Raw genomic sequence first — 26178 nt, forward strand, 5'->3', positions numbered from 1 at the left:
TTTCTTCATCGAAACGATGTACCACAAATAATCGAGGTGACGTATGAAAAAACTAATCGCACTAGTAGGCTTAATGGCTTGTTCAATGAATGTAGCATTCGCTGGCGATGGCTCATACACGGGTACTATTGATATGGCTACTAGCCAAACAAACCAAGTTAATGTGGAGCGCGCGGATTCTAACCTGACTCTTAAAGGTCGTAATGACGCTACTTACGGTGGCGTGATGATTCAAACAGACGCTTCTAACCAACCGATTCAATTGCGCGGCCGTCGCGACTAAGTAATCAAAACCATCCCCCCCCGCTTTCAATGCCGCGTCCAACGCGGCATTGTTGTTTTTGGTCGATGGCAAGCCAAATTCAATAGAATGGTTTTGATAGCTTTTATTTATCGATAATTAAAAATTAATTGTTGAAATCTTAATTACCGTTTTTGTGCATCTAAATGATATTGATTCTCATTTGGGTGGGCGTATGATTCTTCTCATCGACTAGAGAGGAATATCGCCATGAGTAATGTATCGATAAATAATGCATCCATACATTTAGATGCCGCCACAACATCAAAAGTTTCGGCATTCAATAAAATCAAACGCAAAATGTTGATGTTAGGCCCGGCGTTCATTGCGGCGATTGGTTACATCGACCCAGGCAACTTTGCGACGAATATTGAATCCGGATCTTCATTTGGTTACCAGCTACTTTGGGTAGTGCTATGGGCGAACCTAATGGCGATGTTGATTCAGTATTTATCCGCCAAGCTAGGTATCGTCACAGGCAAAAACCTAGCAGAGCATCTACGTGACCACTTACCAAACAAATGGGCGGTGGGCTTCTACTGGATCCAAGCTGAAATCATCGCGATAGCGACAGACCTTGCCGAGTTTATCGGTGCCGCAGTCGGCTTTCAGTTGGTGTTTGGTATTAGCTTAATGGAAGGTGCGATGATCACTGCGGTAGCAACCGTGATGATTTTGATGCTTAACCAGAAAGGTCAAAAACCGCTAGAAGTCGTGATTGGTTCACTTTTGATGCTGGTCGCGGTTATCTACATTGCTGAACTGTTTTTTGCGCACCCTGCGGGCGGTGAAATGGTGAAAGGTTTGCTAACCCCAACCTTTACTGATTCGCACCAAATCTACCTTGCTGCGGGTATTCTAGGCGCAACTGTAATGCCTCACGTGATTTATCTTCATTCTGCTTTGTTCAAAAACAGCTATGGCGAAAGCACCAAAACTCGCCTTCGTACCACTCGTTTTGATGTGTTGATTGCGATGGTGATTGCAGGCTTTGTGAATATCGCAATAGTGGCGATGGCCGCAGCCGTATTCCATTACTCAGGCAACCAACATGTGGCGGAAATTGAAACGGCATACATGACGCTAACGCCATTGGTAGGTAAAGCCGCATCTGTGTTGTTTGGTGTCTCGTTGATTGCTTCAGGCTTGTCTTCTACCGTCGTAGGTACAATGGCAGGTCAGGTGGTGATGCAAGGTTTTGTACGCTTCTCTATTCCAATGTGGGTACGACGCTTTATTACTATGGCACCTTCGTTTGTGGTGATTGGTTTAGGCATGAACACCACCGATATCTTGGTGATGAGCCAAGTGGTGTTGAGCTTTGGTATTGCGTTGGCGATTATCCCATTGCTTATCTTTACCAACAGCGAACGTTTGATGGGTGAGTTCAAAAATAACAAATGGGTCTCTTACGCAGGTATGGTTATCGTTACTTTAGTACTCGCACTCAACGGTTATCTGATGGTTACTTTAACCGCTTAATGATTTCTCTATTCTTCTTTGTCGATAAAAAAACGGAAGCCGCTTGGCTTCCGTTTTTCATTTGCTGCTGAGAGAGAATTAGTTTTGCTCAACCACTTCCAATTCAGCTTCACTTTGTTTTGCTGCTTCAAGCATCTTACGAATGATGAACGATGCACCAAGTGCGATAGCCACCATTACCACCGCTAGGATAGTCAGCAGTTGGAAGTAATCACCGTAAACGTGCTGTACGATCTCTTGTGTGATCTCTTGGCCTTTCTCTAGTGCGATAGACGTAGAGAATGCGGCGCCAACGATACCACTTAGCGCGATAGCTACAGAGAACAAGCTTACTGAGAAGTTTTCAATGTGCTTAGGTGCTACAGATAGAATGAACGCAACAACCATTGAACCTACGATAACTTCCGCAATTGCTTGGAAGAAGTGAATCGCTAGGAAGATTTCAGGCATGATGATAACGCCTTCGCCAACAGTCGTTACTGCGAACGTTAGGATGCCGAATGCGATAGCGGTTAGCACGAATGCCAATGCAATCTTAGTCGCGGTTGATAGGTGAATGTCGCGTTTTTCTAGCATGCCAAAGAAGCCTGCAACGATAGGGCCACCAACCATACACCATAGTGGGTTCATTGCCATTGCTGCTTCAGGCTCTAGTGGGATGAAGCCAAATAGAGAACCTTTCAGAGTGTTGATCGCTACCATGTTCATTGAAGTCATCATCTGGCCGTAATAAACGAAGAAACACGTGGTAAGGAAAGTCACGATCAGGATGGTACCCATCTTCAATGATTCCGCTTTGCTTGCTTTCAACATCAAAGAAACAAAGTAAAGAATCGCTGCACCGCCGATGGCGTAAACGATGTTTTGACCGATATCCATGTTAGAGAACATGAAGAATACCAGTGCAATCATCGCCGCTGAGATAATAGCGAAGAAAATCCAGTTCTTCATGCTTACGCTTTGACGATCTAGATCAGAAGCCACGCCAACCAAGCCTTTGCGGAACACAATTAGCATCACCAATGCGGCGCCAGCCATCACTGCAGAAATAGTGAAACCACCATTAAAGCCGATGATCAGCACAATCATAGGGAACAAGTATTGGCCTAGGAAGGCACCAATGTTGTTCACTGAGTAGTTGATTGGGTAGCCTTTCTCGAAGTCTTCTTGAGACTTGAAGGTACGCTTGTACAAGCTAGGGTAGGAAGGTGACATCAAACCACGGCCGTAGCTTGCTAGTGCGATACCACACATAGAGAGTGGTACGTTGGTAGCCGAAGCACCGAGAACAAGCAGCGCGTAACCAGATGCGAATGCTAAGAAGGCAATCGATAGAGAGCGGTAAGCACCTAAAAATTTATCAGCGATGAAACCGCCAGCAATCGCAAATAGGGGGCCAATTGCCGAAAAGGCACCCACGATCATCATGGTATCAGCTTCGTTGTAATTCAGATCCTCTAAGAAAAAACGCGTTAGACTGACCAACACGCCATAAAATGATAAGCCAAACATCATTTGGCAGAACATCATAGATTTATTTAGTTTATTCCACATAATTAAATACTCACTATTGCGAGAAAGGTAGTTATTATTTCTGTTAAATGTTACTTAAACGGTATGTTACATATTGAAACAATTGTCGCATAAAACGAATTTAATGCACTAAATTTTCTAATGCGAAACGTTTGCCTTACTAATGTGTTGTTCTAGATCAACTGGTAATTATGTGAATAAATGACCAAAAAATAACATTTTCTAAGATTAATATTCTTTGTTGGTTTTTAAGATTTTGAAAAGTAGCCGAAATAATAGGCGATGTTAAGTAGGGTATGAGATAGCGGAATTTTTATGGAAGAATAAAGGCGTTGGCGGAATTTTGTCCGCCAACAATGAGAATTATTAATTAGTAATGGCTGATATAAAGTATGCTATTCGCATGGTGGTGCCATATGAATCACCGCGAGACCACCAAGTGATGTTTCACGGTATTTCTTATTCATGTCTTTACCAGTCTGGTACATGGTTTCGATAACTTTATCTAATGAAATAAGACATTTGCTGGTGCGTTTCAGTGCCATGCGTGATGCGTTGATGGCCTTCATCGCGCCCATCGCATTTCGTTCGATACACGGAACTTGAACCAAACCGCCAATTGGGTCGCAGGTCATGCCTAACGAGTGCTCCATGGCGATCTCTGCGGCAATACAGATTTGTTCATTACTGCCACCGCGCAGTGCGGTTAAGCCTGCTGCTGCCATCGAAGAAGATACGCCGACTTCGCCTTGGCATCCGACTTCTGCTCCTGAGATGGAAGCGTTGGTTTTGTACAAGATACCAATCGCCCCCGCCACGGCTAAGAAGTCTTTCAATTGCTTGTTATCGAGCTCCTTAATGAAGCGATGGTAGTACATAAGCACGGCAGGAATAACACCAGCAGCACCGTTGGTTGGCGACGTCACTACCTGACCACCTGCGGCGTTCTCTTCACTTACTGCGAAAGCAAACAGGTTAATCCAATCCATGATCTCCATTGGATCGTTCTCTACTGCTGCATTGGCTTCGAGCTTTTTGAGTAGGTTTGGCGCTCGGCGCGTGACGTTCAACCCGCCTTCGAGAATGCCTTCGGTATCAAAGCCTCGTTGCATGCACAGCGACATCACTTTCCAGATCTGTTCGGCTTTTTGATCGATCTCTTCCTGTTCACGGAAGGCACGCTCGTTTTGCAGAATCATTCCACCTAGGCTGAATCCGTTTTGCTCCGCTTTTTCTAGCATTTCATCGGCTGATTTGAACGGGAAAGACACTTGCACTTCCGCTTCGTCACTGCCGTTTTCCAGTTCGGCTGCGGTTGCAATAAAGCCACCGCCGATGGAGTAATAAGTCTCAAACGCGACTTGATTGCCAGCTGCATCAAAAGCCGTAATGGTCATACCATTTTCATGTAATGGAAGGTTGTCACTGTGGAACACAATATCGTGATCATAGCTAAATACGATTTCATGTACGCCCGCGACAGAGAGCGTGCCATGTTCTATCGTATGTTGTAGTGCTCTCTTGGCGCTGGTCATCTTAATGGTATCGGGTTTATTTCCCATCAAGCCAAGCACTGTTGCCCGGTCGGTGTGGTGGCCTTTGCCAGTCAGCGACAAAGAACCGTAAAGGTCAACTTGCACCTTGTGTACTTTCGCCATAGAGTCGCTAAGTAGTTGAGTGAAATGGTAACCTGCGAGCATTGGGCCATTGGTGTGGGAACTGGATGGACCAACACCGACCTTAAAAATATCGAAAATCGACAGCATAATTGACTTCCTTTCTCTACGGACCTTTATCCAGGTCTCTAGAATGATATTGTTAATTAGATGTTAATATCAGAAAGGGTATTGGCAAAGCAAAACTTTGTATACAAATTGTTCGCTAATGTATGAGTAATTGAGATCTCGGTAATGAAGTTAAACAAAGTAGTGATCATTCTAGGTAAGCGTTTGGTGCACGATAAGCTAAGCGCTGAGGGTCGTTCGCGTGTTGAAGCGCTGTTAAACGTTTTAAACGAATTTTGTTTTGAGACGACTGCCTTGGTTTTTTGTGGCGGTGTGACTCAAGGACAAACCGTCGCAGAAGCGGATGCGATGTACCGCTACTTTTGCGAGTTAGCCAAGGCTAGGGAAATCGACTTTCCAGAGCTGCAGGTCATCATCGAGAATCGTTCACTCAATACGGTGCAGAACATGCAAAATGCCGCTGCGGAATTATTGAGAAGTGGTCTTTGCGAGGCAGGGCAAACCATTGAAGTCAAATTACTCTCCAATGACTATCACCTAGAGCGCATCATCGAGATTCAAACCTTAATGGATGAACAGGGCTTATTGCGCGTATTGAAGTCGCGCTGTGCGGACATGGGGCTAAAGCTCAATATTCCGCTCCATCTCTCGCATCATGTGAGTGTGCCTTACCCCAATACAGGCGTTTTAGCTGAAGCATTTTTGTTGTTTGATGAACTTACGACTTATCGCGTGTATCTAGAGGGAGTCAAGCGTGGGGCCTTTGAACGTGATCTCGCTGAGGTACGAGCAACGCCTTTGGCCATTGGTCTTGGTGCGATAGAAAAGCTTCAAGCACTCGATTTAGAGCCTCAAGTTCGAGGGCAAATTGCAGATATGAAAAAGGCCATCGAAATGACGGCCTTTGATGATTCAGTGGTTGCCGCAGAGCAAGCGTTGGCAGTGTTTCATCCGATATTAACAGCGTTGAATCTGCAACTTGACCCCGAAGCTAATGGCTAGTTAAGCCACATCAACTTACTGACGCTTAAGTTCGCGACGGGTGCGTACGGCACTTAACGCGATTAGGCTGTAACACAACAGTTCCATGCCTTCTTCCGAGATGTTTTTCACATCGCGTACATAGTGCTCGCCCATTACGTGTTGCCAGAAGCTGCCCATGCCGTATAGGCGGGAGAACACCAACAACAAGATCACCGAACCGATAAGCAGCTTCATGTAAGGTGATTGTAGAATGGTAGCCATTTCGTTCACGGTGCCTTTACCGCCTTGGTACGCTTTCGCACAAGCCAGTGCAGTTAGTGCAAGAGCAGGGAAGACCCAAGAACCGTGGTGAATCATGTCGAACCAGTAATCCATTTCGCGAATCATCAATACCGCGAAAAAGCCAGAGATAAGGATCGCGGCGTGTGATAAGTGAGCGTCTTGCTTGGAAACATGGTAAAACGACCAAGAAGCACAAGCGAGCATAATTAGCTGTAACGTTTGAGTTATAGAAGCTTCACCGAGCCCAGAGCCCAGTAAAACGTAATCTACGCGAATACTCAGGTTCACTAGAATACTAATCGCAATGATGGTCAATGCACTCAACATCGATTTGTAGATAACGCGTTTTGATTCTTCAGTAATTTTTGAGTGTGCGTTAACAATGTTGGATTGTGCCGATTTAGTTTGTTTGACAGTATCTGTTTTCATCCTGGCCACCCGCTCCAATAAAAATGTGGAAAAAACGTGAAATTTCGTGATTTGCGCGAGAGATTTTATTGCCCAAGTGGAAAGTAATGTCAGGGGAATGTCAGAAATAAAACGCTGTTCGATATGGTGTCGCTATGCGGTAAGGCTGATAAATAAAGGGCTAAGTGTCAGAAATCTTGAATATTTAGAGAAAATAAAAAGGAGCATGAAGCTCCTTTATTGTGAATTGTGTAATCTTAGATTGCGTAAATGTTAACCATTACGACTCAGCATTTTCTTTATGGTTTTTACGGTAATATTCCCACTGCTCAACACGCTCATTTTCAGACAATAGACAGTAAGTTACGCGTTCACCGTTTTCTGTCACTGTATCTAGTTCACCACCTTGCTGCACGCAGTACACTGCTGCTGGGTTTGCTGCTGATGTGTATTCGTTTGAGCGAGTTGCACCTTCATAAGTAGAACAACCTGTCAGCACCATTGCTGCCGCCACTGCCGTTACTAAAACCGCCTTTTTCATTCTTGATCTCCGCGTGGGAATTACGAGTAGTGTATTGATTATAGGAGAGTTTAAGAAAAATACTGTCTTATGTTTGTTAAAAACACGACGCTTGAAAGGGAATTCTGTGTAATTTTAGAATTTGCTCACTGTTCGTCTGGATACCCATGTATCTCAAGGTTATCTTGGGTGGCATTGTTGTAGTCTTGCTCAAATTGAAACTTGGGAATAGTTATGAATTTCGGTAGTATGCGCGCAAAACATTCACAGCGGATCCTGCGATGAGACACTTAAAAACAACTACGCACCCAGACATCGAACATTTGGATGACAAAATCATCTTTCAGCGTACTGCAGCACGTGCCATTGTGCTTGATGGTGAAGATGTTCTTCTCCTCTATACTGAGCGTTACCACGACTACACTCTGCCGGGTGGTGGTATTGATGAAGGTGAAGACGTGATTGCAGGTTTGGTTCGAGAACTCGAAGAAGAGACTGGTGCAAAGAACATTCACAATATTAAGCCATTTGGTATCTTTGAAGAGTTTCGTCCTTGGTTCAAAGACGATGCGGATGTGATGCACATGACGTCATACTGCTACACGTGCAAGATTGACCGTGAGCTAGGTGAAACGTCTTATGAAGATTACGAAGTGAAAAACGGCATGCGTCCAGTTTGGATGAATGTACATGATGCGATTGCGCATAATGAAAAGACGATGGCAGAAAGCCCTAAAAAGGGAATGAGTATCGAGCGCGAAACGTATTTACTTCAGTTGATCGCAAAAGAGCTGCTGTAAATTACACCAACTAACGCTATAAGCCCCGCCCAATAAAAAAGTCCGAGCTCCCCCCCCGGAACCCGGACTCATTCCAGACGCGCAAGCGAAGCGTCATCTTGAGTTATCTACTTCTAAAAACAATAGCTGTTTTATATTCATTATGTAAATAATTATTAGGTCTAACCTGATGGATTACACACCAATTACATCGCGATAGTGACAGATATCATAAAGCCAACCGCTAGAACCTGTGTACTTTGAGTCTAACCACTGCTAATTCTTACTTTCGAGATAAGATACCGTAACTTTTTTGAACATGTTTGTACCAAGATCACGAGTTGGAATATACGCACGTACAAAATATATAGCACTATAGGTTGATTAATGGCGGAAGAGGTTTTAAGTCGACTAATGGTTGATTATTGGCTGTAAAGTTGGAGCCGAACAAAGCAAACGACTTCAGTCGTTGGGGGATCACTTCTCCTAAATTGACGATCTGGTTCAATGCATAAAATCGCGCAACATATTGAGTGGTTTCCGTTGGTAATGTTAATGATGAATATTGACTAGTTTTAGCTTGCCGTATTGCTCTGTCAACACGCCCTTCCCCTGCGTTATATGCCGCTAAGGTAAGGGCAAGGTCTTCACCAAACTTGTTGTACAAAAAGGCTAAATAATCGAGTGCTGCATCTGTACTTTCATGAGGGTTAAATCTTTCGTCTTTCGTTGCGTCTATTCTCAATCCAAAACGTTTAGCGGTAGATGGTATTAACTGCCATAAACCAGTTGCACCAGCGTGAGATACTGCTTGGGTGTTATAAGATGATTCAAGCATAGGAATGAGAATCAAAGATTTAGGTAATGATTTCTTCGTTAAACGATCGGCAATGTGCCCAACAAGCATTTGAGAGTGTGTAAGGCGATTGTTTATTTGCTCTTGATAGGGTTGAAGGAGGGCTAATTGCTGCTGGATCGCTTGAGCGCGAGGTTGGCCGTAGACGACTTGAGAGATAAGCAAACTTGCTATGAATAGAAAAGTGCCCGCCCTTCGGTGTAGGAATGGTAGCAATGAGAGCGAGCGAATCAAACTGACGTTAGAAGGTGTGTTCTTCATAGGTATGTTGAACAGGATGTTTGAGTTGATTCATTAGCTCATGAAACGCCGCTGAGTTTTGTCCATTGCGTTGATTAAACGTTTGGCACTGCTTAATTAAACCCTCAAGAGTATTCCATTGAGCTCTGGCTTTGACGTTCAGTTTTGCAGGAAGCGCATTAAATATACGTTGCACACTTTGTTCATTCGTTGGGAGGTGCAGCTTTCTCATGCACAGACTTCTTTCTGTAGCATTGGCACCGAGCTGATTGAGGATTGGCATTTGTTTCGCGATATTGTTATTTAATGCTTCACTGTCAAACGTTAAATAGATTGATGCTTGCTGTTGAAGAAGCACTAACAACTCTTGGTAGAGTTTTATGTCAACTGCGATGCTTTTCACAAATGTTTGAATTAACTGAGACGTCGGTGATGCCATGCAAATTTCCTCATTAGTCGGTTTATTCGTGACCAGTGTGGAACTGCATTAGTGCTTTCGATAAAGCCTTGGTATCTAGGCTCAACTCGCCTTTGGTTAAGGCGCTACGAATCTGTTCCACCTTTTCCATATCAACATTAGGAAGAGAGGCCATCTCTTTTTGAGCTTTATCGATAGCAGAGGTGTCGGCTTGGAAACTGTGCTCTTGAACCTGAGCTCTTACTGGTGCTTCAAGAGGCTTTTTTGTTGTCTGTTGTAAGCTTGTATGCGGTACATGTCCGCCGGCAACTTTATCGATTTTCATTTTGTAATCCTCAATCATCGTCTTCTATTGAACTTAGGCGACCATAGATTGACGATGGTTAAATCAAATTTATGATTTTTTGTGCTCAAAACCTTTGCATCTTGAAACGTATTTTATGTATTTACGAGCAATCTTGCTTAAAATTGATAACTGGAGTCCAAAATCAAAATTGTGTGTGTGCTTGGTTTAGCCCAGTAACAATGGCGTGTACGACTTTACCTGAAGTTTTATTTTGAACCTCGATTTGCTCTCCTCGGTAGCCAGTTTCTAGCGCGATGCCTTTTGTTGTTGCCTTAAACCCATCTTTAGTGGCTATCAAGACAATCTCATTTCCTTTTTCAATCAATGCTGGTGTTTCAACGTTGCTCTGACTTAGCAACTGACCACTGCGAATTCGTCTTGCTGCTTCGTTGCCGCTGACTTTTGAGATTTTGGTAAAAAAGCTGTCTTGTTTTGAGAGTGTTCTACGTTCGATTTTTAGGTCGGCAGCAGATATCAGGGAGCCACGGTCAACGGTGTTGTTCGCTACAACGACATCTAAAGACACGCGCGACTTTATAGTTACGTTTATACGCCAGCTACTTGTTAAGTCATCACAACTAACTGAGCGCTTTAGGTTACCAACAGGTTGTGATTGGTGATCTCGCGCTGAAATGACGAGTGGTTGGCTACACTCAGGTAAATGGTTTACTGATTTTGGTACCCATAAATCGTAATTCAGCTGATAGTTACCCCATCCCGCATTATTGGCATATCGCGTTACTTCTTGTTCAAACTGAGCAGAAACATGCTGTCTAACGATGCCTTCATTAGATGATCCTATGGCTATATTTGGGGTGAAAGAAAGCCCCAAAACTGTCAGAGCCAATATATTCGGAAACATCCTAGTCTTTCGCTTCCTAGCCCTATTGTTTTCTTCCGTAATGCGGAAGTTTGATTTCCGTTCGTCTGTATAATGCATTGATTAATAAGCTTTATTTTGTTGGCATGTATTTTGTTTCTTATTTGTCAGAATTACAACGACTTAAAGGAAACTTGAATGGCGATCACATTTGATAGTGCTCTAGGCGTTCACCCAGACGCACTTAACTTCCGTGTTCAGCGTACCAAAGTACTCGCCAGTAACCTAGCAAATGTTGATACCCCGGGATACCTGGCAAAAGATTTAAGTTTTACCACTGTTATGAGCCAAATGAGCGCTGGGGGTGTAAACAAGCCGATTCCAAAGTTTCAGGTTCAAACACAGTACACGGTGCCGTACCAAAATAGTAAAGATGGGAATACGGTGGAACTTGGTGTAGAGCAGGCAAAGTTCACCCAAAACAATATGGACTTTCAAACCAGTTTGACGTTTCTGAATATGAAATTTAACGGACTGGCGAAAGCAATTGAAGGACGTTAAATATGTCATTTACTGATATTTACTCAATCACTGGCTCGGCGATGAATGCACAGACCGTGCGATTGAACACCGTTGCGAGTAACTTGGCGAATGCGGATGCGGTGTCCGCTAACCCAAATGATGCTTATAAAGCACTAAAACCTGTTTTTGCCACGGTTTACAACAAAACTCAAATGGCAACAGAAAACGGTGCGTACCCGAATGCAGAAGTGCGTGTTGTTGACGTCGTTCAAAGTGCTGGCCAGGCAGAAAAGCGATTTGAACCTCATAACCCTCTAGCAAATGACGAAGGTTACGTCTACTACCCTGATATTGATGTTGTGGCAGAAATGGCAGATATGATGTCTGCAACGCGTAGTTTTGAAACTAACGTTGAAGTTCTTGCCAATGTGAAAAGCATGCAACAAGGTTTGCTTAAGCTAGGGCAGGGTAGTTAATGAGTCTTGCACAATATACTGCACTATCCGCAGACACTCCCGTGTCATTGGCTTCAAATGACACTCCTGCTGTTGCTAACAACCCTAGGGACACAAGCAATCCTGCTTCATTAGAGAATGAGTTTATTACTCTGATGGTCGCGCAAATTCAAAACCAAGACCCTCTTAATCCATTGGACGGAACCGAATATGTGGGCCAGCTAGCACAATTCTCGCAAGTTCAGAGTATGGAGAACATGTCCGGCCTGATGCAAAACAGCATGGTATTGCTCGATAACATGCAGGTGCTATCTACCGCTGGTTTGGTAGGCCAAACAGTTTATGTCTCTTCAAACGAGTTTGAGCTTAATGATGGCGTGCAAAGCGGACGGATTGAGTTAGGTCATGCATCGAATCAAGTCACGCTTGTCGTTAAAGATGAGTATGGTCAAAAAACAAAAGTGCCACTTGGTGCACATGCTGCTGGGGACGTGGACTTTTCTATAGATCCAGAAAAGCTCGGTTTAAAGCCAGGCAAATATTCGGTCTCAGTTGAAGTAGAAGAAGGTCAGGCTAGCCCAAATGTTTTGCTAGCAGGAAAAGTCGAACAGGTGCGCATCCCAAGTACTGGTGGCGCAGCTCTAGTTAAAGTTGACGGTGTCGGTAGCGTCCCGTTTTATCAAATCTCTCAGTTTGGTGCTTAACCCAATAAGGAAAATATAGGTCAGTTATGAGCTTTAATATTGCACTAAGTGGCTTAAATGCTACTAACTCGGAATTGAATACGATCAGTAACAACATTGCGAATGCATCGACATTCGGTTTTAAGGGGGCTCGAACCGAGTTCTCATCAGTATACAGTGGTATGCAAGCTAGTGGCGTTGAAGTGGCATCAATTTCGCAGAACTTTGATAAGAACGGCACAGTGACCAGTACAGGCCGTGCAATGGATCTTGCTATAAATGGTAATGGTTTCTTTGTGACTAAAGACCTTTCTGGGCAAACGCTGTACACTCGCGCCGGTATTTTTGCTCCCGATAAAAACAATTATGTTGTCGCTAACAACGGTGCAAAGCTGCAAGGTTACAGTGTCGATAGTAATAACCAGCTTATGTCAGGTACTGTTGGTGACATCAAAATTTCTAACGCTTCTTTGGGCGCAAAAGCGACTGATAAAATGGACTTTGTTGCTAACTTTGACGCGACCTCTACAACAATAAACCTTGTTCCTAAAGGTGATCCTAAGCTAAATAAAACAAATCCAGATGGAACGGTAAATACAAACTATGACCCAACGGCAGTTGCGTTTGATTCAACAGATCCAAAGAGCTTTCACTCGTCTTATACAACAAAAGTACATGACTCGTTGGGTAACTCACACTCGGTAACTCAGTACTTTACCAAGACAGCTGACAATACTTGGCAAGTGAATATTGAAGTGGATGGTGGCTCAACCAAGCTGTTAGTTGATGATGGAACTGGAACTTTAATTGATAAAGACTTTGTTCAGCAAGAGGTTACCTTTGACGAAGAAGGTAAGTTAGCAGCACCTACCGCTCCTTTCAATATTGTATTCAAAGCTCCAGGTGCAAAGAATATGAGCATCGATGTTGACCTAGCAGGTACAACTCAGTTTGGTGCGGCTTTTGGCGTAAGTACAAACAACCCTAATGGGTATGCATCAGGTGAATTAACAGGTGTTCGTGTTGAAGATAATGGTGAGGTTTACGCAACTTACACGAATGGGCAGTCTCTTCTACAAGGCCAAGTGGTTCTGGCTGATTTTGCAAGCCCTCAAGATCTTAACAAGGTTAGTGGCACTGCTTGGACTCAAAGCTTTGGCTCAGGCTCGCCTGCGATTGGTGTTCCTGGTACAGGTGTTCTTGGTAGTTTAACTCCTGGTGCCTTGGAGGGTTCAAATGTCGATTTGACTAACGAGTTAGTGAGCTTAATGACGGCTCAACGCAACTATCAAGCAAATGCAAAGACCATTTCGACCAGTGACAAGCTGACTCAAGCCCTATTTAACGCTGTTTAACGAGGTCTGATATGGATAGCTTGTTATTTACTGCGACGTCGGGAGCTAGCCGAGTACTAAAAGCTCAGCATGTACGCTCCAACAACTTATCAAATGCTGATACTGCAGGTTTTCGTGCAGATATGGAAAGAGTGCAGAGTGTTCCAGTGCAAGGCGCTGGTTTTGACGGTCGAACAATGGTCGTCACTAACTCTGCTTCAACTCGTTTTGATGCCGGAGACTTGATTAAAACAGGTCGTCCACTTGATATCGCAGTTCGAGGAGATGGCTTTCTTGCTGTTGAAACTCCTGGCGGTGAAGAAGCTTATACCCGAGCGGGTAATATCAAAGTCGACACTTTTGGTGCTATGAGTATCAATGGCTTTCCTTTGCTCGGCGAAAACGGTCCTCTCGTGTTGCCTGACTATCAAAAAGTAGAAATCAGTGAACGAGGAAGAGTGTCAGTTACACCACCAGGTGGTGGTGCTGAACTAGAAGTTGGCACTCTGAAAATGGTAAATCCACCGCAAGGGCAGTTACAGAAAGAGAGTGACAGCCTTTTGCACAATGTTGACGGTGGCCCATTCCCAGCCGATGAAACGGTACAAATCGCCCCTGAACATCTAGAAGGTAGTAACGTGTCTGCGATTGATGAATTACTTAATGTCATGTCATTGACGCGAAACTTTGAAATGCAAGTTCGCATGATGAAAACCGCTGAAACTCTAGCTCAGGCCGGCAACAAATTAATGGCGGCGAGATAAATTCGCCTCCCAAGGAGATAAGCAATGCACTCTGCATTATGGGTAAGTAAAACAGGCATGGCAGCCCAAGATACCAAAATGACTGCCATCTCGAACAACCTTGCAAACGTCAACACAGTCGGCTTTAAGCGTGACCGAGTTGTGTTTGAAGACTTGTTCTACAGTATTCAACGCCAGCCAGGTGCACAAGTTGACCAAGTTAACGAGCTACCAAGTGGTGTTCAATTAGGTTCTGGTGTTCGTGTTGTGGGCACACAAAAAGTGTTTACTCAGGGCAACACGCAGAATACTAACCAGCAATTTGATTTAGCGGTTATGGGACAAGGCTTTTTCCAGATCGAAAACTCTGATGGCCAAATCATGTACACCAGAAATGGTCAATTCCATATCAACTCTGAAGGTTTGATGGTGAATAGCCAAGGTTTGCCGTTAGAGCCACAAATTCAGATTCCAGACAATGCCGCGGCTATTTCGGTCGGTGTTGATGGCACAGTGACCTCTGTAAGCGCTGATGATCCAACGCCTCAGCAACTTGGTCAAATTACACTGGCGAAGTTTATTAACCCTGCTGGTCTAGAAGCGGTCGGCGGAAACCTGTTCAAAGAAACAGAAGCAAGCGGTGCTGCTGATGAACTCGTTGCCGGTGAAGATGGTGTTGGTAGCATTAAGCAAGGTGCATTAGAAGGCTCTAACGTACAAGTGGTTGAAGAAATGGTTGATATGATCACTACACAACGTGCTTACGAAATGAACGCTAAAGTTGTATCTGCTGCTGATGACATGCTGAAGTTTGTCGCACAATCAATGTAAGTAATGTGGTGATGATGAAAGACAAAGCAATAAAAACGCTTTCCCAAGCTTGGGTCTTAATCGCGGTGTTGTTAGTTGGCTGTGCTGGAAGGCAGGAATTTGTACCTCCCTCTCCAGACAGTGAAGAGTATGCGCCGCCAAAATTAGACTACACGTTACCAGAAGCCAAGTCCGGTAGTCTTTATCGTCACCAATATACGATGACGCTTTTCCAAGATCGTCGTGCTTATCGTGTCGGGGATATTCTTACGGTTCTTTTGTCTGAAGAAACGGAGTCGAGCAAAAAGGCTGGCACTCAATTTGGTAAGAAGTCTGGCGTTAATTTTGCTGCCCCGACAATAGGCACTCAAACTATTGATGAGTTGGGTGTCAGCATTGATGGAAGCCGAAGTTTTGATGGCAGTGCTTCTAGCTCTCAAGGTAATAAACTGCAAGGGGCAATTACCGTTACAGTTCATGAAGTATTACCAAATGGTGTGCTTCGAATTAGCGGTGAAAAGTGGTTACGACTCAATCAAGGTGACGAGTTTATTCGTTTGAGCGGTATTATCCGGGTTGATGATATCAGCCGAAATAACCAAGTGTCATCTCAGAGAATCGGTGACGCACGAATCACATACTCAGGCCGTGGCGCATTGGCTGATAGCAATGCTGCGGGTTGGTTGACTCAGTTCTTTAATAGCCCTTGGGTACCATTCTAATGAAACAACACAGAGCCTTTTTATCTTCACTCCTAATGGTGTTGTCTTTAGGAGTTGTCACTACGACTCAAGCGGAAACAGAAATTAATTTGATGGATTTGGTGGATGTGCAAGGCATACGTCAAAACCAATTGGTGGGTTACGGCCTAGTGGTTGGCCTCAATGGGCAAGGTGACCGTAACCAAGTTAAATTTACCTCCCAATCAATCACGAATATGTTGCGCCAATTTGGAGTACAAATTGATGACAGCATGAACCCCAAACTAAAAAACGTCGCATCAGTGAGTGTGACGGCATCGGTAGACCCAATGGCTGGCCCAGGTCAAACCTTAGATGTAGTTATCTCGTCTATAGGCGATGCTAAGAGCTTACGTGGTGGCACCTTACTATTAACGCCACTGCGCGGCATTGATGGTGAGGTCTACGCGGTTGCGCAAGGGAATGTTGTGGTAGGCGGGTTGTCTGCTGAGGGAAAAAGTGGCTCCAAAATCAACATTAATATTCCAACGGCGGGTCGTATTCCTAACGGTGCAACGCTGGAGCGAGAGATCGCTACTGATTTCAATGAACGTGAAGAGATTACCCTCAATCTACGCAAACCAAGTTTTACTACAGCGAAAAACATAGCTCGCGAAATCAATAATACTTTTGGTCCTAATGTCGCCAAAGCTATTAGCAAGGCGCGAGTGGAAATGCGTGCGCCTATGGATACTCAGCAACGTGTAGTCATGATGTCCATGTTGGAAGAAATGAGTGTTGTAGAGGGAAGAAAGCCAGCTCGAATCGTCTTCAATTCACGTACTGGTACTGTTGTGATTGGTAAGAACGTCAAGGTGGGTGAAGCTGCTGTCAGTCATGGCAACCTCACAGTGCGTATTTCAGAATCACAGCAAGTGAGCCAACCAAACGCATTTGCTGATGGCGAGACTAAAGTGGTTGATCAAACTCAAATCGACATTGATGAGGAGCAAGCTCAAATGGTGATTTGGCCTCCGGGCACTGAATTGAACACGATTGTTAACGCAGTAAACAGCTTAGGTGCGACGCCAACTGATTTGATGTCAATTTTACAGGCCCTAAATGAAGCGGGTGCACTCAATGCTGAGCTAGTCGTCATCTAAGGGGAATCAAAATGAAGTTAGATAATGACCAAAATCAACTAACGAATGTACTGTATCACGACAATAGTGCGCTAAATAAAATCAAAAATAGTCATGATGATGAAGCGACGCTTGAAGCGGTAGCAGGCCAGTTTGAAGCCATGTTCCTGCAAATGGTACTGCGTCAAATGCGCAGCAGTAGCGATGTTATAGCAGATAAAGACAGTCCTTTTTCAAGTCAGCAGCAAGGGGTTTTTCGAGACATGTACGATGGCCAACTCGCCATTGAACTAGCGAAAAAACAAAACTCAGGCATCGCAAATATGTTAGTGCAACAATTGAGCCCTTCAATGCGCGAAGTTGAACTCAGAGGGGCGTTAGCGGTTGGCTCTGCAAATGATATTAAGTTCCAAACGATGGGATTGAAAGAAGCGGAATCTACATCACAACTTTATCAAGATGGTGCCCTAAAAATGGATGATGCTCTTAATTCTTCAACTGAAGCGGTCGCCTCAGTAAGACAAGTACTAAGTGAGGCTGGGATGACAACGGCGTTTTCTCAGCCACTTAATCGAAAAGTGGAGCTGTAGATGAACCTGGTTAATATTGCACTATCAGGCTTAAATGCAAACAGAGTTGCACTGGATGTGACAGCTCAAAACGTTGCCAATATTAATACTCCTGGCTACAGTCGTCAGCAAGCGGTTAATGCGTCAGTCGGCGCGGGAGCCTATGATCGTCTCAGCCCAGGAGCCGGTGTTGAAGTAACGAGCATCCGACGTGTTGCGGATCAGTTTTTAGTGAAACAGACTTGGTCCACCAATAGTTTGGCAGGCTACGCTTCAAACTATACGGTTAGTATGAGTTTGTTAGAGAATACGTTATCTGCAGATGGCTTTAGCGTTTCAGCAGGCTTAGATACATTATTTGCTTCATTGAATGATGCGACAGTAAAACCTGAGTCTATCCCATACCGCCAGCAGATCATTAATGAATCGGAAGCGCTTTCGCGTCGTTTTAATACCTTAACTGAGTCACTGCATAATCAACATAAAGATATGAGTGATCAGCGAACCGCGGCGACGTCACATGCTAATAGCCTACTTAGTAACATCGCACAAGTTAACAAGCAGATCACTGAAATGCAGGGAACCGGAGGGAATCCTGCACACCTTATGGATGCTAGAGATTCTCTGATTGGTGAACTATCACAAGTGATCGAAGTAAAGACCACGAATCAACCTGATGGCACAATCCAAGTTACCTTAGCCTCCGGACAGCCCCTAGTCATGGGGTCTGAAGCAGGGAAGATCAAATCCACGCCAGATCCAGCAGATCCTTATATGGCGACTTTGAATGTTGAATTTGGGAAGCAAGACTTTGCTGTATCAGGAGCCGTAGGCGGCAAGCTAGGTGCCATTACGGATTACCAAAATGATGTATTAAAGCCAAATTTAGTGGCTCTCGATGATATGGCGAAATCTCTGGCCGATGAATTTAATACGATCTTGGCTACAGGAAAGGACTTGAATGGCAACGCGGGTAAGCCCCTCTTTAGTTATGACCCAGCCAACCCTTCCGCTAGTCTAACTGTTACAGATATTGAGCCGGATGAGTTGGCGTTCTCTAGTGATGGAACACCAGGTAATTCAGATGTGTTGAGTAGCGTCATAGAGCTGAGTAACAAGCCCGTTGCTATCACTGGCTACGGTTCTTTAAGTTTAAATGATGCGTTTACAGCTATGGTTGGTGAGACTGCTATTAAAGCTCGCCAAGCAAGTGCAGACTTTGATGCCAAACTAACGGTAAACAAACAGGCTCATGCTGCACGAGATAATGTGAGCGCAGTAAACAGTGATGAAGAAGCCGCAAACCTAATGACATTTGCCAATGCTCATAACGCGAATATGAAAGTGATTAGCACTGCAAATGAGCTTTTCGATTCCGTGTTGCAGTTATTCTAGAAAGGAAATAATGATGCGAATTAGTGACAATCAGTTTAGTCAAATGATGTTACAAAGCCTGCAAGGTAATAATGCGGGCCTCGGCAAAGTGCTGCAACAAATGTCGACAAGCGAGCGTTTGACAAAAATATCAGATGACCCGATGGCTTCGATTAAATTGCTTAATCTTGAGCGAGAAGGTAGCGCTATTAACCAATATCAATCCAATATTGCTAACGTCAAAACCACTCTTTCTAGTCAAGAAACGCACTTAGATTCGGTGAATGAGAGCTTAAAAAGTATTCGTGATCTTGTATTGTGGGGAGCGAACGGTTCACTAACGGATGCTGACCGTGATGGCATGATTACGGAGCTTAAGAGTTTACGAGATTCCGTTGAGTCATCATTTAACGCTCAAGATGAAGAAGGTCATTATCTGTTCTCAGGGACGAAGACAGATACTCCAGCAATTAACAGTGCTGGTGGTACTTATGTTGTCGATGGTAACGGTGATAAGCGTGTCGTGACAGTTGCCAAGGGCGTTACAATGGAATCGAATATGACCGCCAAGGACATACTAGAGCTGGGCGGAGGTAATAATGTACTCAACCAAATTGATGCACTAATTGCGGAATTTGAGACTCCGAGTCCTAATTTTAGAGCAACAGTAGACGCAACACTTCAAGTCATAGATGATACTTCTGCCAATGTTCTAGGAGCAATGACAGAGATTGGTGGTCGTCACAACAATTTAGACCTCCTTGATAGCGCTCACGGAGAGAATAAACTGTTTGTCGATAAAGTGAGCAGTGACCTTTCCGCGTTAGATTATGGTGAGGCTTCTGTGCGTTTGAGTAACTATCTTGCAGCTTTACAAGCGACCCAAGCGAGTTACGTGAAGATCAACGATCTTAATTTGTTTGACCGTCTATAAGGTTAGGAAGTTTTTTTATGGTAATGAGCACAGTAGAGGTTAGGCCGCATAGTATTCGACTAGGTGGTCAAGAGCAGACCTCTATCATGCCAACTCGGTCAGCGGACTCTAGCAGTAAGATAACACCGCGACCACAACCCTCTCAGGCTGGCACGACGTCAGCCTATTCTGTTTCTGGGGTACTACTGACCCAAGGGCAACAACAAGCGACGTCGGTGCAAATTGCGTCTAAGTCTTTGCAAGTTATTGGCAAAGAGCTTACAGCGATTAAGCGACAGATGTCGCAAGCCTTGAATGTCGGAGCTCAAAATGTTTCGGGCTTACAGGATAACTTAAGTCGTTCAAAACAGAATTTACATATCGCTCTAGAACAAGCTAGGTTTGACGGTAAAAAAGTAGTAGACAATGAGCTCAATTTAAAGCTTGATCGAGCTGATATTCGTCGTTTTTCAATTCCAGGGTTAAATGTTCATAGATTGAGTGAAAAGCCAGAGCAGATTCGTTTAGACTTTCCTCAAGGCCAGTCGGTAATGATTCAATTCGATGGGCAAGCTGATGGGAACCGTACAGTAAAAATGCTCGATCGCAGTTTAATCGCTATGGGCATGCGTGCATCGCTTGCCGAAGATGGAACTATCTTATTCGAGGCTAGAGAGGGAGCATATAGCCAAATGCAACAGCGTGTGTTTGTTACTGGTGAGGGGCATCGTTTCCCTGCGGGACAGGCAAATACGTTGAGTTTAAAAGCTGAGCCTGATGGTATAACAGAGCTAAGTTTTGATTTGGGTTCACGCGATGGCATCAAACAGTCTATTGCTAAGGTTAATAAGCACCTGCAACACGTACATAGCAGTTTGGAGCAAGCTAAGTCATTTCATGGCGAGCTTCAAACACAGATGCAGTCGATCCAAAGCCAGGCCAAAGTACTGCCAGTGGACAAAGTAAACAGTACATTAGATAGCTTTTTAGCATCATCTGATCAATTTACATCAACTTTCCAAGCACTTAATGCACAAGCAAATGTGCGTCGGCATACTGTAGTGGCACTGTTGAAATAACCTATCAAGAGTACAGCAAGATTCCCTTCTCGGTTTTATGTGTGATTTCAAAAATTAGAAAAGAGTTGGGTATCACCCTTCTAGATTGTTATTAAAAGAGATTATAGCCCTTTCGTTCATCTGTTCTGGAATGACGGTTGTGGCGTGTATTTTGTTTTATATTTTTCATCCGCTCAATGTTCTTGTGGGTCATTCCCGACATCGACAAAGGAGCGGAGTCGGGAATCTCTTTCTTATCTTGAACTCTATTCCGTGTGCTCGGCAGGTTCTGCGACCGAGCGATGGAGTTTTTGGAATAACCATCCTAATCCAATCAGTGATGCACCTAGGCCCAAGAAGCTGATCGCACGCCAGAAGCCATCCAATGAGCGAACATCCCACAAGAACACCTTAAGCGCGACGCACGCCAACACGGCTAAACCAATGCGCTGAATCTTCATTGCTTTGCGTGTTGCGCCAACCCAAGTCAATAAGCCACCGACAATCAAACCAGCAATCGAGTAAGTAAACAGCTCTGCCATGCCAGTCTGTTGAGCGAGCGTCATAGAGGTAGGCTGCCAGAACTGGCGAATCGACATGCCTAGCCAAATGGCTGCCAAGATTAGGCCAAAGCTGGCGACCACGGAGCGTGGGATCAGCAACGTGTTCCAACGCTTGTAAGTAGTTACTAGCAAAACAATCGCAGGCAACAACCAGCCAAGAGACAGCATGTTGAACACCGGCATGGATTCCGCGGAAACATTATTGACCATCAATGGCGATTCGAGGCTATTGAGCAACATCATCAGCACAACAAAAGCGCCCCAAAGTAGGTAGCTGTAAGCTTGATAAACGCGCTCTAGTTGCTGCGCAAATTGGCTGCGATAGCTGTAAACCAACCCCATTACTAATGCTTGGTTAGCAAACACAATCACCGAAGTGAAATCGATGTAGCCAAGGTAGCCATATTGTCCCGTCAGCCAGTAGTTGGTTTGGGTGAACACCGCCATCAAGAAGACGTGTAAGAACGCCCCTTCAAACCAATTGGCGAGTTCTGTATCTGAGCGATGTAACACAGTGCGAGCGTAAGCAAGAATCGCCAACGAAGGCAGGTAACTGATCAGCACCCAAGCCCAGTGTCCCGCATTGACGGGTTGCCACTCTGGAATAAACGGTAACAGCGTAAGACGTACGACTAAGATGCCCATGGCGACTTTGACTGCCCAACTCGCTGGGCGGAAAACATTGGCTTGAGTCTGCAACGCCATAACCGCCACTTGAATCGAAATAGCTGTCGTGAGCCATGTGTCATTCAGCCAAACGAAAGCCGTTCCGGCAATGATGGCATGCATGATGGCAGAGCATTCCAGTGCCAGCGCTTTGAACCTTTGTCCAAGTAAGGCGTAGTAGGCCGCAATTACGGCGGTGAAGAGTGTCCAACCTAAAACATGACCGCTCATGAATTCGTAGGTGTAGAGCAGGGTAATCAAGGTCATCGCTGGGGCAAGTACAAGGAAGAGAATACCTGTTAGTTGAGAGCGGTCACCTGCCAGTGTCTGGAATAATGTTCGTAGTGCAATCAACGTAATACTAATGCCGAGCGCGAGCAGTACTGGCGTTTGTCCTTCAGCCATGTAGATAGATTCAAGCGCAATCGAAAGCAGCATGATCGCGGTATAAGGCACCAATATCGATGGTAAATAGACTCTTAATGACCAAGTTTTACGAATGGCGGGTAGCCAAATCATGGCAGTAAAAAAGGCATAGAAGTAAATCATCTCAGCGGTATCAACGCTAGACATGCGAGCTAATGCCGACAGCACTAATAATGTCATCGCGAGAGCAATACCTGTCGGTGGATGCGTCCATCTGCCTTGGCAATGACGGTAGCGAGGTTTGAGCATCCAACCCATTCTTGGCACCGCAAACAGCAGGTACAAACTTAGAGAAAGGAAGATCGAAAGCCATGAGAAGAGTTGTTCTATCGGCATGCTCTCAATCAGCAACAACATCCACAAAATATGCGGCACGGTAATCGATGGTGAAATCCAAGCGTGTCGGATCTTTTGCATCAGTAGCGTTGCGGCAATTGAAATTGCAGTGATGTAGCCAGCGAGTAAGTAATAGTTAGGCTCTGCACCGCTAATCCAAAGTGGTGCTGAATAACCACCGATTAAGCCGAGCACGGCCATCAAAGGGCCTTGGCGCAGAGAAAGCGCTAAGCTCGAAAATGCCGCGCCCGCCAAGATTACCAGTGACGCACTTGGTGATAAGAGCTGATAGAAGACAAACGCAAAGATCACCGTGCAGTAGATGCCAGTTAACCCTGTTCCGGTAATGGCGGCAGGGACGTAGGTAAAGCCTTTCGCTCGTCCTGCTCGGTCTGGGGATTTTTGTTCACGGCGGTGGAACCATTCACCTGCTATCACGGTAGCAAGAGAGATGGAGAATGCGATGGTCACGCGCATGATTGGAGAGAATTCAATGTGACTGCCAATCACTTGTACGAGGTAACCGCCACCAATCAACATGGAGAGCGCGCCAACCCAAACCAACCAGTTTTCTTGGATGTTGGTCAGCAGTTTATTGGCTTGTTTCTCGAACACGGATTCACTGCTCTGCGCCAGCTCACCGATATGAACTTCATCGGCTGAGGGGAGGCTCGGTTCAACAATTGGCTGTGGCGCTTGTTTCGCTGCTAGAGGTGTAACTTTCGACTCAGACTCCGTTGCTGGCGTTGGAACATGCTGTGCCTGAGGGGCATCGTGTTGCTCAGGTTTAAAAGTCGGCGATGCGCCTTTCTCAAACCAACGCGCACGAAGCTCTGCCAGCTCTTTATGAAGCTGAGACACTTCGTCCTCTAGCCTCGATATTCGACTGACAGCTTTCAACGTGATGAGCATGGCGAAAATCGCCAAGATAACCGCTAATGAGATAAACAACTGCTGCACTCCCTATCCGTCGTTTGAGAACCCTTAACTTTGAGCAACTTAGCTAAGCTTAGTTCACTGTGTGACAAGCTAACGGGATATACAACACTGAACAAGAAATTTGAGAGGAAGTCGCATATTTGAACGAAAACTGGCGGAGCATCCACACTAAACTAATCTTTTTTATAGAGTTAATCGGTTTTGGGTGAAAGCTCACCAGAACAATAACAAATTAGGTGATGATAAATGCAAGTGGGCAACGAAGCGCTGGTGCTGTCGGCGGTTGGGGTAATAGGTTTAGGTTGTCAGTGGTTAGCGTGGCGAATGCGTTTGCCTGCCATTCTCTTCTTACTGTTAGCGGGCATCATTGTTGGCCCGATCCTGCAATGGCTCAACCCAGACGAGATTCTTGGGGATTTGCTTTTCCCCTTAGTTTCCCTCGCGGTGGCAGTGATTTTGTTTGAGGGCAGTTTAACCCTGAATTTTAAAGAGATTCGCGGCGTAAGTGGCTCCGTTTGGAGCATCGTCTCTGTTGGTGCAATCATTTCTTGGGTGGCCACCAGTGTGGCAACGCACTACTTTCTTAATTTTACTTGGGAGCTCTCAATCTTGTTCGCCAGTTTAACCGTGGTTACTGGTCCAACGGTGATTGTGCCATTGTTGCGAACCGTGCGGCCAACCTCAAAACTGGCCAATATTCTGCGCTGGGAAGGTATCTTGATCGACCCGTTAGGCGCGTTGTTTGTGGTGATGGTGTACGAGTTCATTGTCTCGCACAATGCCGTGAACAGCGTCGAAGTGTTTGGCACCATCATTGCGGTGGGCTTGATTCTTGGTGTTGCCTCTGGTGCTGCGGTGTCTACCGTTTTGCGTAGAGCTTGGCTGCCGGAATACCTTCAGCCATTTGCGGTATTGATGGTGGTGCTCGGGGTGTTCTCGATTTCTAACCAAATGGAATCGGAAGCAGGTCTACTGACCGTTACTGTGATGGGCATGTGGCTGGCGAACGCCAAGGGCATCAATATTCAGCAAATCCTGCACTTTAAAGAGCACTTAACCATCTTGTTGATCACCGGGTTGTTCATCTTCCTAGCAGCACGCATCAGTCTTGATGATTTCGCGGCGCTTGGTAGCGGTGCGGTATTGCTGTTTGTTTTCATGCAGTTGGTGTCGCGTCCACTTTCGATTTTCGCTTCGACTATTCGCAGTGACTTAACCTTCCAGGATAAGCTGTTCCTCTCTTGGGTTGCGCCGCGCGGTATTGTGGCGGCGTCCATCTCGTCTCTGTTTGCTATCAAGCTGACAGAATATGGTATTTCAGAAGCCATGCTGTTGGTGCCAATGACCTTCATGGTGATCATCGGCACGGTGGTACTACAAAGTGCGACGGCGCGTCCTATGGCTAAAGCGTTGGGTGTGGCTGAGCCTGCACCAAGAGGTTTCCTATTGATTGGTGCAAACCGAGTGGCTCAAGAGATAGGTAAAGCACTGGCGAGATACGATCGTAAAGTTCTGCTCACCGATTCGAACTGGGACTACATTAGCCAAGTTCACATGTTGGGCTTAGACCATTACTACGGTAACCCGATCTCTAGCCATGCTGATGACAACCTGAATCTGATTGGTATTGGGCAAGTGGTGGCGCTAACGCCAGACCAACACTTCAATATCATGGCGTGTATACAATTTGTCGGCGAGTTCGGCGAAGATAAAGTACATTGCCTGCAGAAAACCAAATCTAACGGCAATGAGAAACACTCGGTTTCGGAAGAGTATCACGGCAAATTATTGATGGGCGGCAACGTCAGTTACTCCCAAATGGCGAGTTTGCTGAGCCAAGGAGCTGAAATCAAACACACTAAGCTGAGTGAGAGTTTCACTTACCAAGATTACCTTGAGCACCACAAAGACAATTTGGTGATTCCGCTTTTCCATGTTGAAGAGAAAGGCAAAATTCAATTCTGTGATGATCCAGACCAGTTCATACCACCTACAACCAGCACGGTGGTGGCGCTTATTCAATCCGTCGAGGCTAAATAGCCTAAATGACACAGAGAACTGCCACTCTTGGAACATCGGAGTGGCAACATTGTTAATCGTTACCCAAGCTTAATAGAGCAGTGAGGCGCAGTGTTTTAAACGCAGCGCCTCGATATGCTTTCTTAGTCATAAAGCGAGAGCGCACAAGGCTCGATTCGGTAAATAAATTGTTCAATTTCCGAATTTTCGCATTGACGACAATGGCAAGGAT

26 protein-coding genes are annotated in these 26178 nt (G+C 45.1%); 17 read left to right on the forward strand and 9 right to left on the reverse strand.

Going from position 1 to position 26178, the window contains the following annotated elements; genetic code table 11:
- Positions 1-43 precede the first annotated feature (43 nt).
- Entirely contained in the window at positions 44-283 is a 240-nt protein-coding gene (locus tag B853_RS18975) for a VPA0252 family protein (RefSeq protein ID WP_009705043.1), read from the forward strand.
- A gap of 228 nt (positions 284-511) precedes the next feature.
- Positions 512-1783, forward strand: a complete 1272-nt coding sequence (locus tag B853_RS18980) for an Nramp family divalent metal transporter (RefSeq protein WP_005443670.1) — start codon at positions 512-514, stop codon at positions 1781-1783.
- Between the two features lie 78 nt (positions 1784-1861).
- On the opposite strand, the gene B853_RS18985 is transcribed toward B853_RS18980, so the two are convergent.
- Positions 1862-3337: a peptide MFS transporter gene (locus B853_RS18985; RefSeq protein WP_038883798.1), complete on the reverse strand. Its 1476-nt coding sequence runs from the start codon at positions 3335-3337 to the stop codon at positions 1862-1864.
- Positions 3338-3711: 374 nt separating this feature from the next.
- On the reverse strand, positions 3712-5082 hold the full coding sequence (locus B853_RS18990) for an L-serine ammonia-lyase (protein ID WP_038883796.1): 1371 nt from the start codon (positions 5080-5082) through the stop codon (positions 3712-3714).
- Positions 5083-5226: 144 nt separating this feature from the next.
- On the opposite strand from B853_RS18990, the gene B853_RS18995 reads away from it, so the two are divergent.
- A complete protein-coding gene (locus B853_RS18995) occupies positions 5227-6063 on the forward strand; it encodes a YdcF family protein (protein ID WP_038883795.1) in 837 nt (278 codons plus the stop codon).
- Positions 6064-6078: 15 nt separating this feature from the next.
- On the opposite strand, the gene B853_RS19000 is transcribed toward B853_RS18995, so the two are convergent.
- Together B853_RS19000 and B853_RS19005 are read right to left on the reverse strand one after the other, a co-directional pair.
- Positions 6079-6756, reverse strand: a complete 678-nt coding sequence (locus tag B853_RS19000) for a hypothetical protein (RefSeq protein ID WP_010450804.1) — start codon at positions 6754-6756, stop codon at positions 6079-6081.
- A gap of 259 nt (positions 6757-7015) precedes the next feature.
- Positions 7016-7276, reverse strand: coding sequence for a putative hemolysin (locus B853_RS19005; RefSeq protein ID WP_038883794.1), 261 nt, complete (start codon positions 7274-7276; stop codon positions 7016-7018).
- A 260-nt stretch (positions 7277-7536) separates the two neighbouring features.
- Here B853_RS19005 and B853_RS19010 point away from each other — a divergent pair, with 260 nt between their 5' ends.
- The gene (locus B853_RS19010) at positions 7537-8055 is read left to right on the forward strand and encodes an NUDIX hydrolase (protein WP_010450809.1); all 519 of its coding nucleotides are present in this window, start codon (positions 7537-7539) and stop codon (positions 8053-8055) included.
- A gap of 352 nt (positions 8056-8407) precedes the next feature.
- Here B853_RS19010 and B853_RS19015 read toward each other — a convergent pair whose 3' ends face one another.
- The 4 genes from B853_RS19015 to flgA all read right to left on the reverse strand — a co-directional run bounded on the left by B853_RS19015 (position 8408) and on the right by flgA (position 10834).
- On the reverse strand, positions 8408-9055 hold the full coding sequence (locus B853_RS19015) for a lytic transglycosylase domain-containing protein (RefSeq protein WP_227741893.1): 648 nt from the start codon (positions 9053-9055) through the stop codon (positions 8408-8410).
- A 76-nt stretch (positions 9056-9131) separates the two neighbouring features.
- Positions 9132-9569, reverse strand: coding sequence for a flagellar export chaperone FlgN (flgN, locus tag B853_RS19020; RefSeq protein ID WP_038883792.1), 438 nt, complete (start codon positions 9567-9569; stop codon positions 9132-9134).
- 22 nt (positions 9570-9591) lie between these two features.
- Complete coding sequence (flgM, locus tag B853_RS19025) at positions 9592-9873, reverse strand: flagellar biosynthesis anti-sigma factor FlgM (protein WP_010450816.1); 282 nt, start codon at positions 9871-9873, stop codon at positions 9592-9594.
- Positions 9874-10036: 163 nt separating this feature from the next.
- Complete coding sequence (gene flgA / locus B853_RS19030; RefSeq protein WP_038883790.1) at positions 10037-10834, reverse strand: flagellar basal body P-ring formation chaperone FlgA; 798 nt, start codon at positions 10832-10834, stop codon at positions 10037-10039.
- A 78-nt stretch (positions 10835-10912) separates the two neighbouring features.
- Here flgA and flgB point away from each other — a divergent pair, with 78 nt between their 5' ends.
- Genes flgB through B853_RS19090 form a run of 12 tightly spaced genes read left to right on the forward strand, consistent with a single transcriptional unit; the run spans position 10913 to position 21018 of the window.
- On the forward strand, positions 10913-11275 hold the full coding sequence (flgB, locus tag B853_RS19035; protein WP_010450820.1) for a flagellar basal body rod protein FlgB: 363 nt from the start codon (positions 10913-10915) through the stop codon (positions 11273-11275).
- A gap of 2 nt (positions 11276-11277) precedes the next feature.
- Positions 11278-11712, forward strand: a complete 435-nt coding sequence (gene flgC, locus B853_RS19040) for a flagellar basal body rod protein FlgC (RefSeq protein WP_010450822.1) — start codon at positions 11278-11280, stop codon at positions 11710-11712.
- Positions 11712-12395: a flagellar hook assembly protein FlgD gene (gene flgD, locus B853_RS19045; RefSeq protein WP_010450824.1), complete on the forward strand. Its 684-nt coding sequence runs from the start codon at positions 11712-11714 to the stop codon at positions 12393-12395. The genes flgC and flgD overlap by 1 nt, the downstream gene beginning before the upstream one ends.
- 26 nt (positions 12396-12421) lie before the next feature.
- Positions 12422-13729, forward strand: a complete 1308-nt coding sequence (locus tag B853_RS19050; protein ID WP_038883788.1) for a flagellar hook-basal body complex protein — start codon at positions 12422-12424, stop codon at positions 13727-13729.
- 11 nt (positions 13730-13740) lie between these two features.
- Complete coding sequence (flgF, locus tag B853_RS19055; protein WP_038883787.1) at positions 13741-14472, forward strand: flagellar basal-body rod protein FlgF; 732 nt, start codon at positions 13741-13743, stop codon at positions 14470-14472.
- A gap of 24 nt (positions 14473-14496) precedes the next feature.
- Complete coding sequence (flgG, locus tag B853_RS19060; protein ID WP_010450831.1) at positions 14497-15282, forward strand: flagellar basal-body rod protein FlgG; 786 nt, start codon at positions 14497-14499, stop codon at positions 15280-15282.
- 11 nt (positions 15283-15293) lie between these two features.
- On the forward strand, positions 15294-15983 hold the full coding sequence (flgH, locus tag B853_RS19065; RefSeq protein ID WP_010450834.1) for a flagellar basal body L-ring protein FlgH: 690 nt from the start codon (positions 15294-15296) through the stop codon (positions 15981-15983).
- Positions 15983-17104, forward strand: coding sequence for a flagellar basal body P-ring protein FlgI (locus B853_RS19070; RefSeq protein ID WP_038883786.1), 1122 nt, complete (start codon positions 15983-15985; stop codon positions 17102-17104). The genes flgH and B853_RS19070 overlap by 1 nt, the downstream gene beginning before the upstream one ends.
- An 11-nt stretch (positions 17105-17115) precedes the next feature.
- A complete protein-coding gene (locus B853_RS19075) occupies positions 17116-17673 on the forward strand; it encodes a rod-binding protein (RefSeq protein ID WP_038883785.1) in 558 nt (185 codons plus the stop codon).
- Positions 17674-19047: a flagellar hook-associated protein FlgK gene (flgK, locus tag B853_RS19080; RefSeq protein WP_038883783.1), complete on the forward strand. Its 1374-nt coding sequence runs from the start codon at positions 17674-17676 to the stop codon at positions 19045-19047.
- A 13-nt stretch (positions 19048-19060) separates the two neighbouring features.
- Positions 19061-19960 carry a flagellar hook-associated protein FlgL gene (gene flgL / locus B853_RS19085; protein WP_038883782.1) on the forward strand — a complete coding sequence of 300 codons (900 nt, stop codon included), beginning with the start codon at positions 19061-19063 and terminating at the stop codon, positions 19958-19960.
- A gap of 17 nt (positions 19961-19977) precedes the next feature.
- A complete protein-coding gene (locus B853_RS19090) occupies positions 19978-21018 on the forward strand; it encodes a hypothetical protein (protein WP_038883781.1) in 1041 nt (346 codons plus the stop codon).
- Positions 21019-21263: 245 nt separating this feature from the next.
- Here the strand turns inward: B853_RS19090 and B853_RS19095 are convergent, their stop codons facing one another.
- A complete protein-coding gene (locus B853_RS19095) occupies positions 21264-23948 on the reverse strand; it encodes a DUF2339 domain-containing protein (RefSeq protein ID WP_038883780.1) in 2685 nt (894 codons plus the stop codon).
- 225 nt (positions 23949-24173) lie between these two features.
- Between B853_RS19095 and B853_RS19100 the strand changes: the two genes are divergently transcribed.
- Positions 24174-25967, forward strand: coding sequence for a cation:proton antiporter (locus B853_RS19100; RefSeq protein WP_038883779.1), 1794 nt, complete (start codon positions 24174-24176; stop codon positions 25965-25967).
- The last annotated feature ends 211 nt before the right edge of the window (positions 25968-26178 follow it).

Source organism: Vibrio rotiferianus CAIM 577 = LMG 21460 (genome assembly GCF_002741985.1).
GTDB lineage: Bacteria > Pseudomonadota > Gammaproteobacteria > Enterobacterales > Vibrionaceae > Vibrio > Vibrio rotiferianus.

Bases quoted from the DNA above. Each gene is read 5' to 3' on its own strand.
- B853_RS18975 (WP_009705043.1), top strand. From the start codon at position 44: ATGAAAAAACTAATCGCACTAGTAGGCTTAATGGCTTGTTCAATGAAT.
- B853_RS18980 (WP_005443670.1), top strand. From the start codon at position 512: ATGAGTAATGTATCGATAAATAATGCATCCATACATTTAGATGCCGCC.
- B853_RS18985 (WP_038883798.1), bottom strand. From the start codon at position 3,337: ATGTGGAATAAACTAAATAAATCTATGATGTTCTGCCAAATGATGTTT.
- B853_RS18990 (WP_038883796.1), bottom strand. From the start codon at position 5,082: ATGCTGTCGATTTTCGATATTTTTAAGGTCGGTGTTGGTCCATCCAGT.
- B853_RS18995 (WP_038883795.1), top strand. From the start codon at position 5,227: ATGAAGTTAAACAAAGTAGTGATCATTCTAGGTAAGCGTTTGGTGCAC.
- B853_RS19000 (WP_010450804.1), bottom strand. From the start codon at position 6,756: ATGAAAACAGATACTGTCAAACAAACTAAATCGGCACAATCCAACATT.
- B853_RS19005 (WP_038883794.1), bottom strand. From the start codon at position 7,276: ATGAAAAAGGCGGTTTTAGTAACGGCAGTGGCGGCAGCAATGGTGCTG.
- B853_RS19010 (WP_010450809.1), top strand. From the start codon at position 7,537: ATGAGACACTTAAAAACAACTACGCACCCAGACATCGAACATTTGGAT.
- flgN (WP_038883792.1), bottom strand. From the start codon at position 9,569: ATGGCATCACCGACGTCTCAGTTAATTCAAACATTTGTGAAAAGCATC.
- flgM (WP_010450816.1), bottom strand. From the start codon at position 9,873: ATGAAAATCGATAAAGTTGCCGGCGGACATGTACCGCATACAAGCTTA.
- flgA (WP_038883790.1), bottom strand. From the start codon at position 10,834: ATGCATTATACAGACGAACGGAAATCAAACTTCCGCATTACGGAAGAA.
- flgB (WP_010450820.1), top strand. From the start codon at position 10,913: ATGGCGATCACATTTGATAGTGCTCTAGGCGTTCACCCAGACGCACTT.
- flgC (WP_010450822.1), top strand. From the start codon at position 11,278: ATGTCATTTACTGATATTTACTCAATCACTGGCTCGGCGATGAATGCA.
- flgD (WP_010450824.1), top strand. From the start codon at position 11,712: ATGAGTCTTGCACAATATACTGCACTATCCGCAGACACTCCCGTGTCA.
- B853_RS19050 (WP_038883788.1), top strand. From the start codon at position 12,422: ATGAGCTTTAATATTGCACTAAGTGGCTTAAATGCTACTAACTCGGAA.
- flgF (WP_038883787.1), top strand. From the start codon at position 13,741: ATGGATAGCTTGTTATTTACTGCGACGTCGGGAGCTAGCCGAGTACTA.
- flgG (WP_010450831.1), top strand. From the start codon at position 14,497: ATGCACTCTGCATTATGGGTAAGTAAAACAGGCATGGCAGCCCAAGAT.
- flgH (WP_010450834.1), top strand. From the start codon at position 15,294: ATGATGAAAGACAAAGCAATAAAAACGCTTTCCCAAGCTTGGGTCTTA.
- B853_RS19070 (WP_038883786.1), top strand. From the start codon at position 15,983: ATGAAACAACACAGAGCCTTTTTATCTTCACTCCTAATGGTGTTGTCT.
- B853_RS19075 (WP_038883785.1), top strand. From the start codon at position 17,116: ATGAAGTTAGATAATGACCAAAATCAACTAACGAATGTACTGTATCAC.
- flgK (WP_038883783.1), top strand. From the start codon at position 17,674: ATGAACCTGGTTAATATTGCACTATCAGGCTTAAATGCAAACAGAGTT.
- flgL (WP_038883782.1), top strand. From the start codon at position 19,061: ATGCGAATTAGTGACAATCAGTTTAGTCAAATGATGTTACAAAGCCTG.
- B853_RS19090 (WP_038883781.1), top strand. From the start codon at position 19,978: ATGGTAATGAGCACAGTAGAGGTTAGGCCGCATAGTATTCGACTAGGT.
- B853_RS19100 (WP_038883779.1), top strand. From the start codon at position 24,174: ATGCAAGTGGGCAACGAAGCGCTGGTGCTGTCGGCGGTTGGGGTAATA.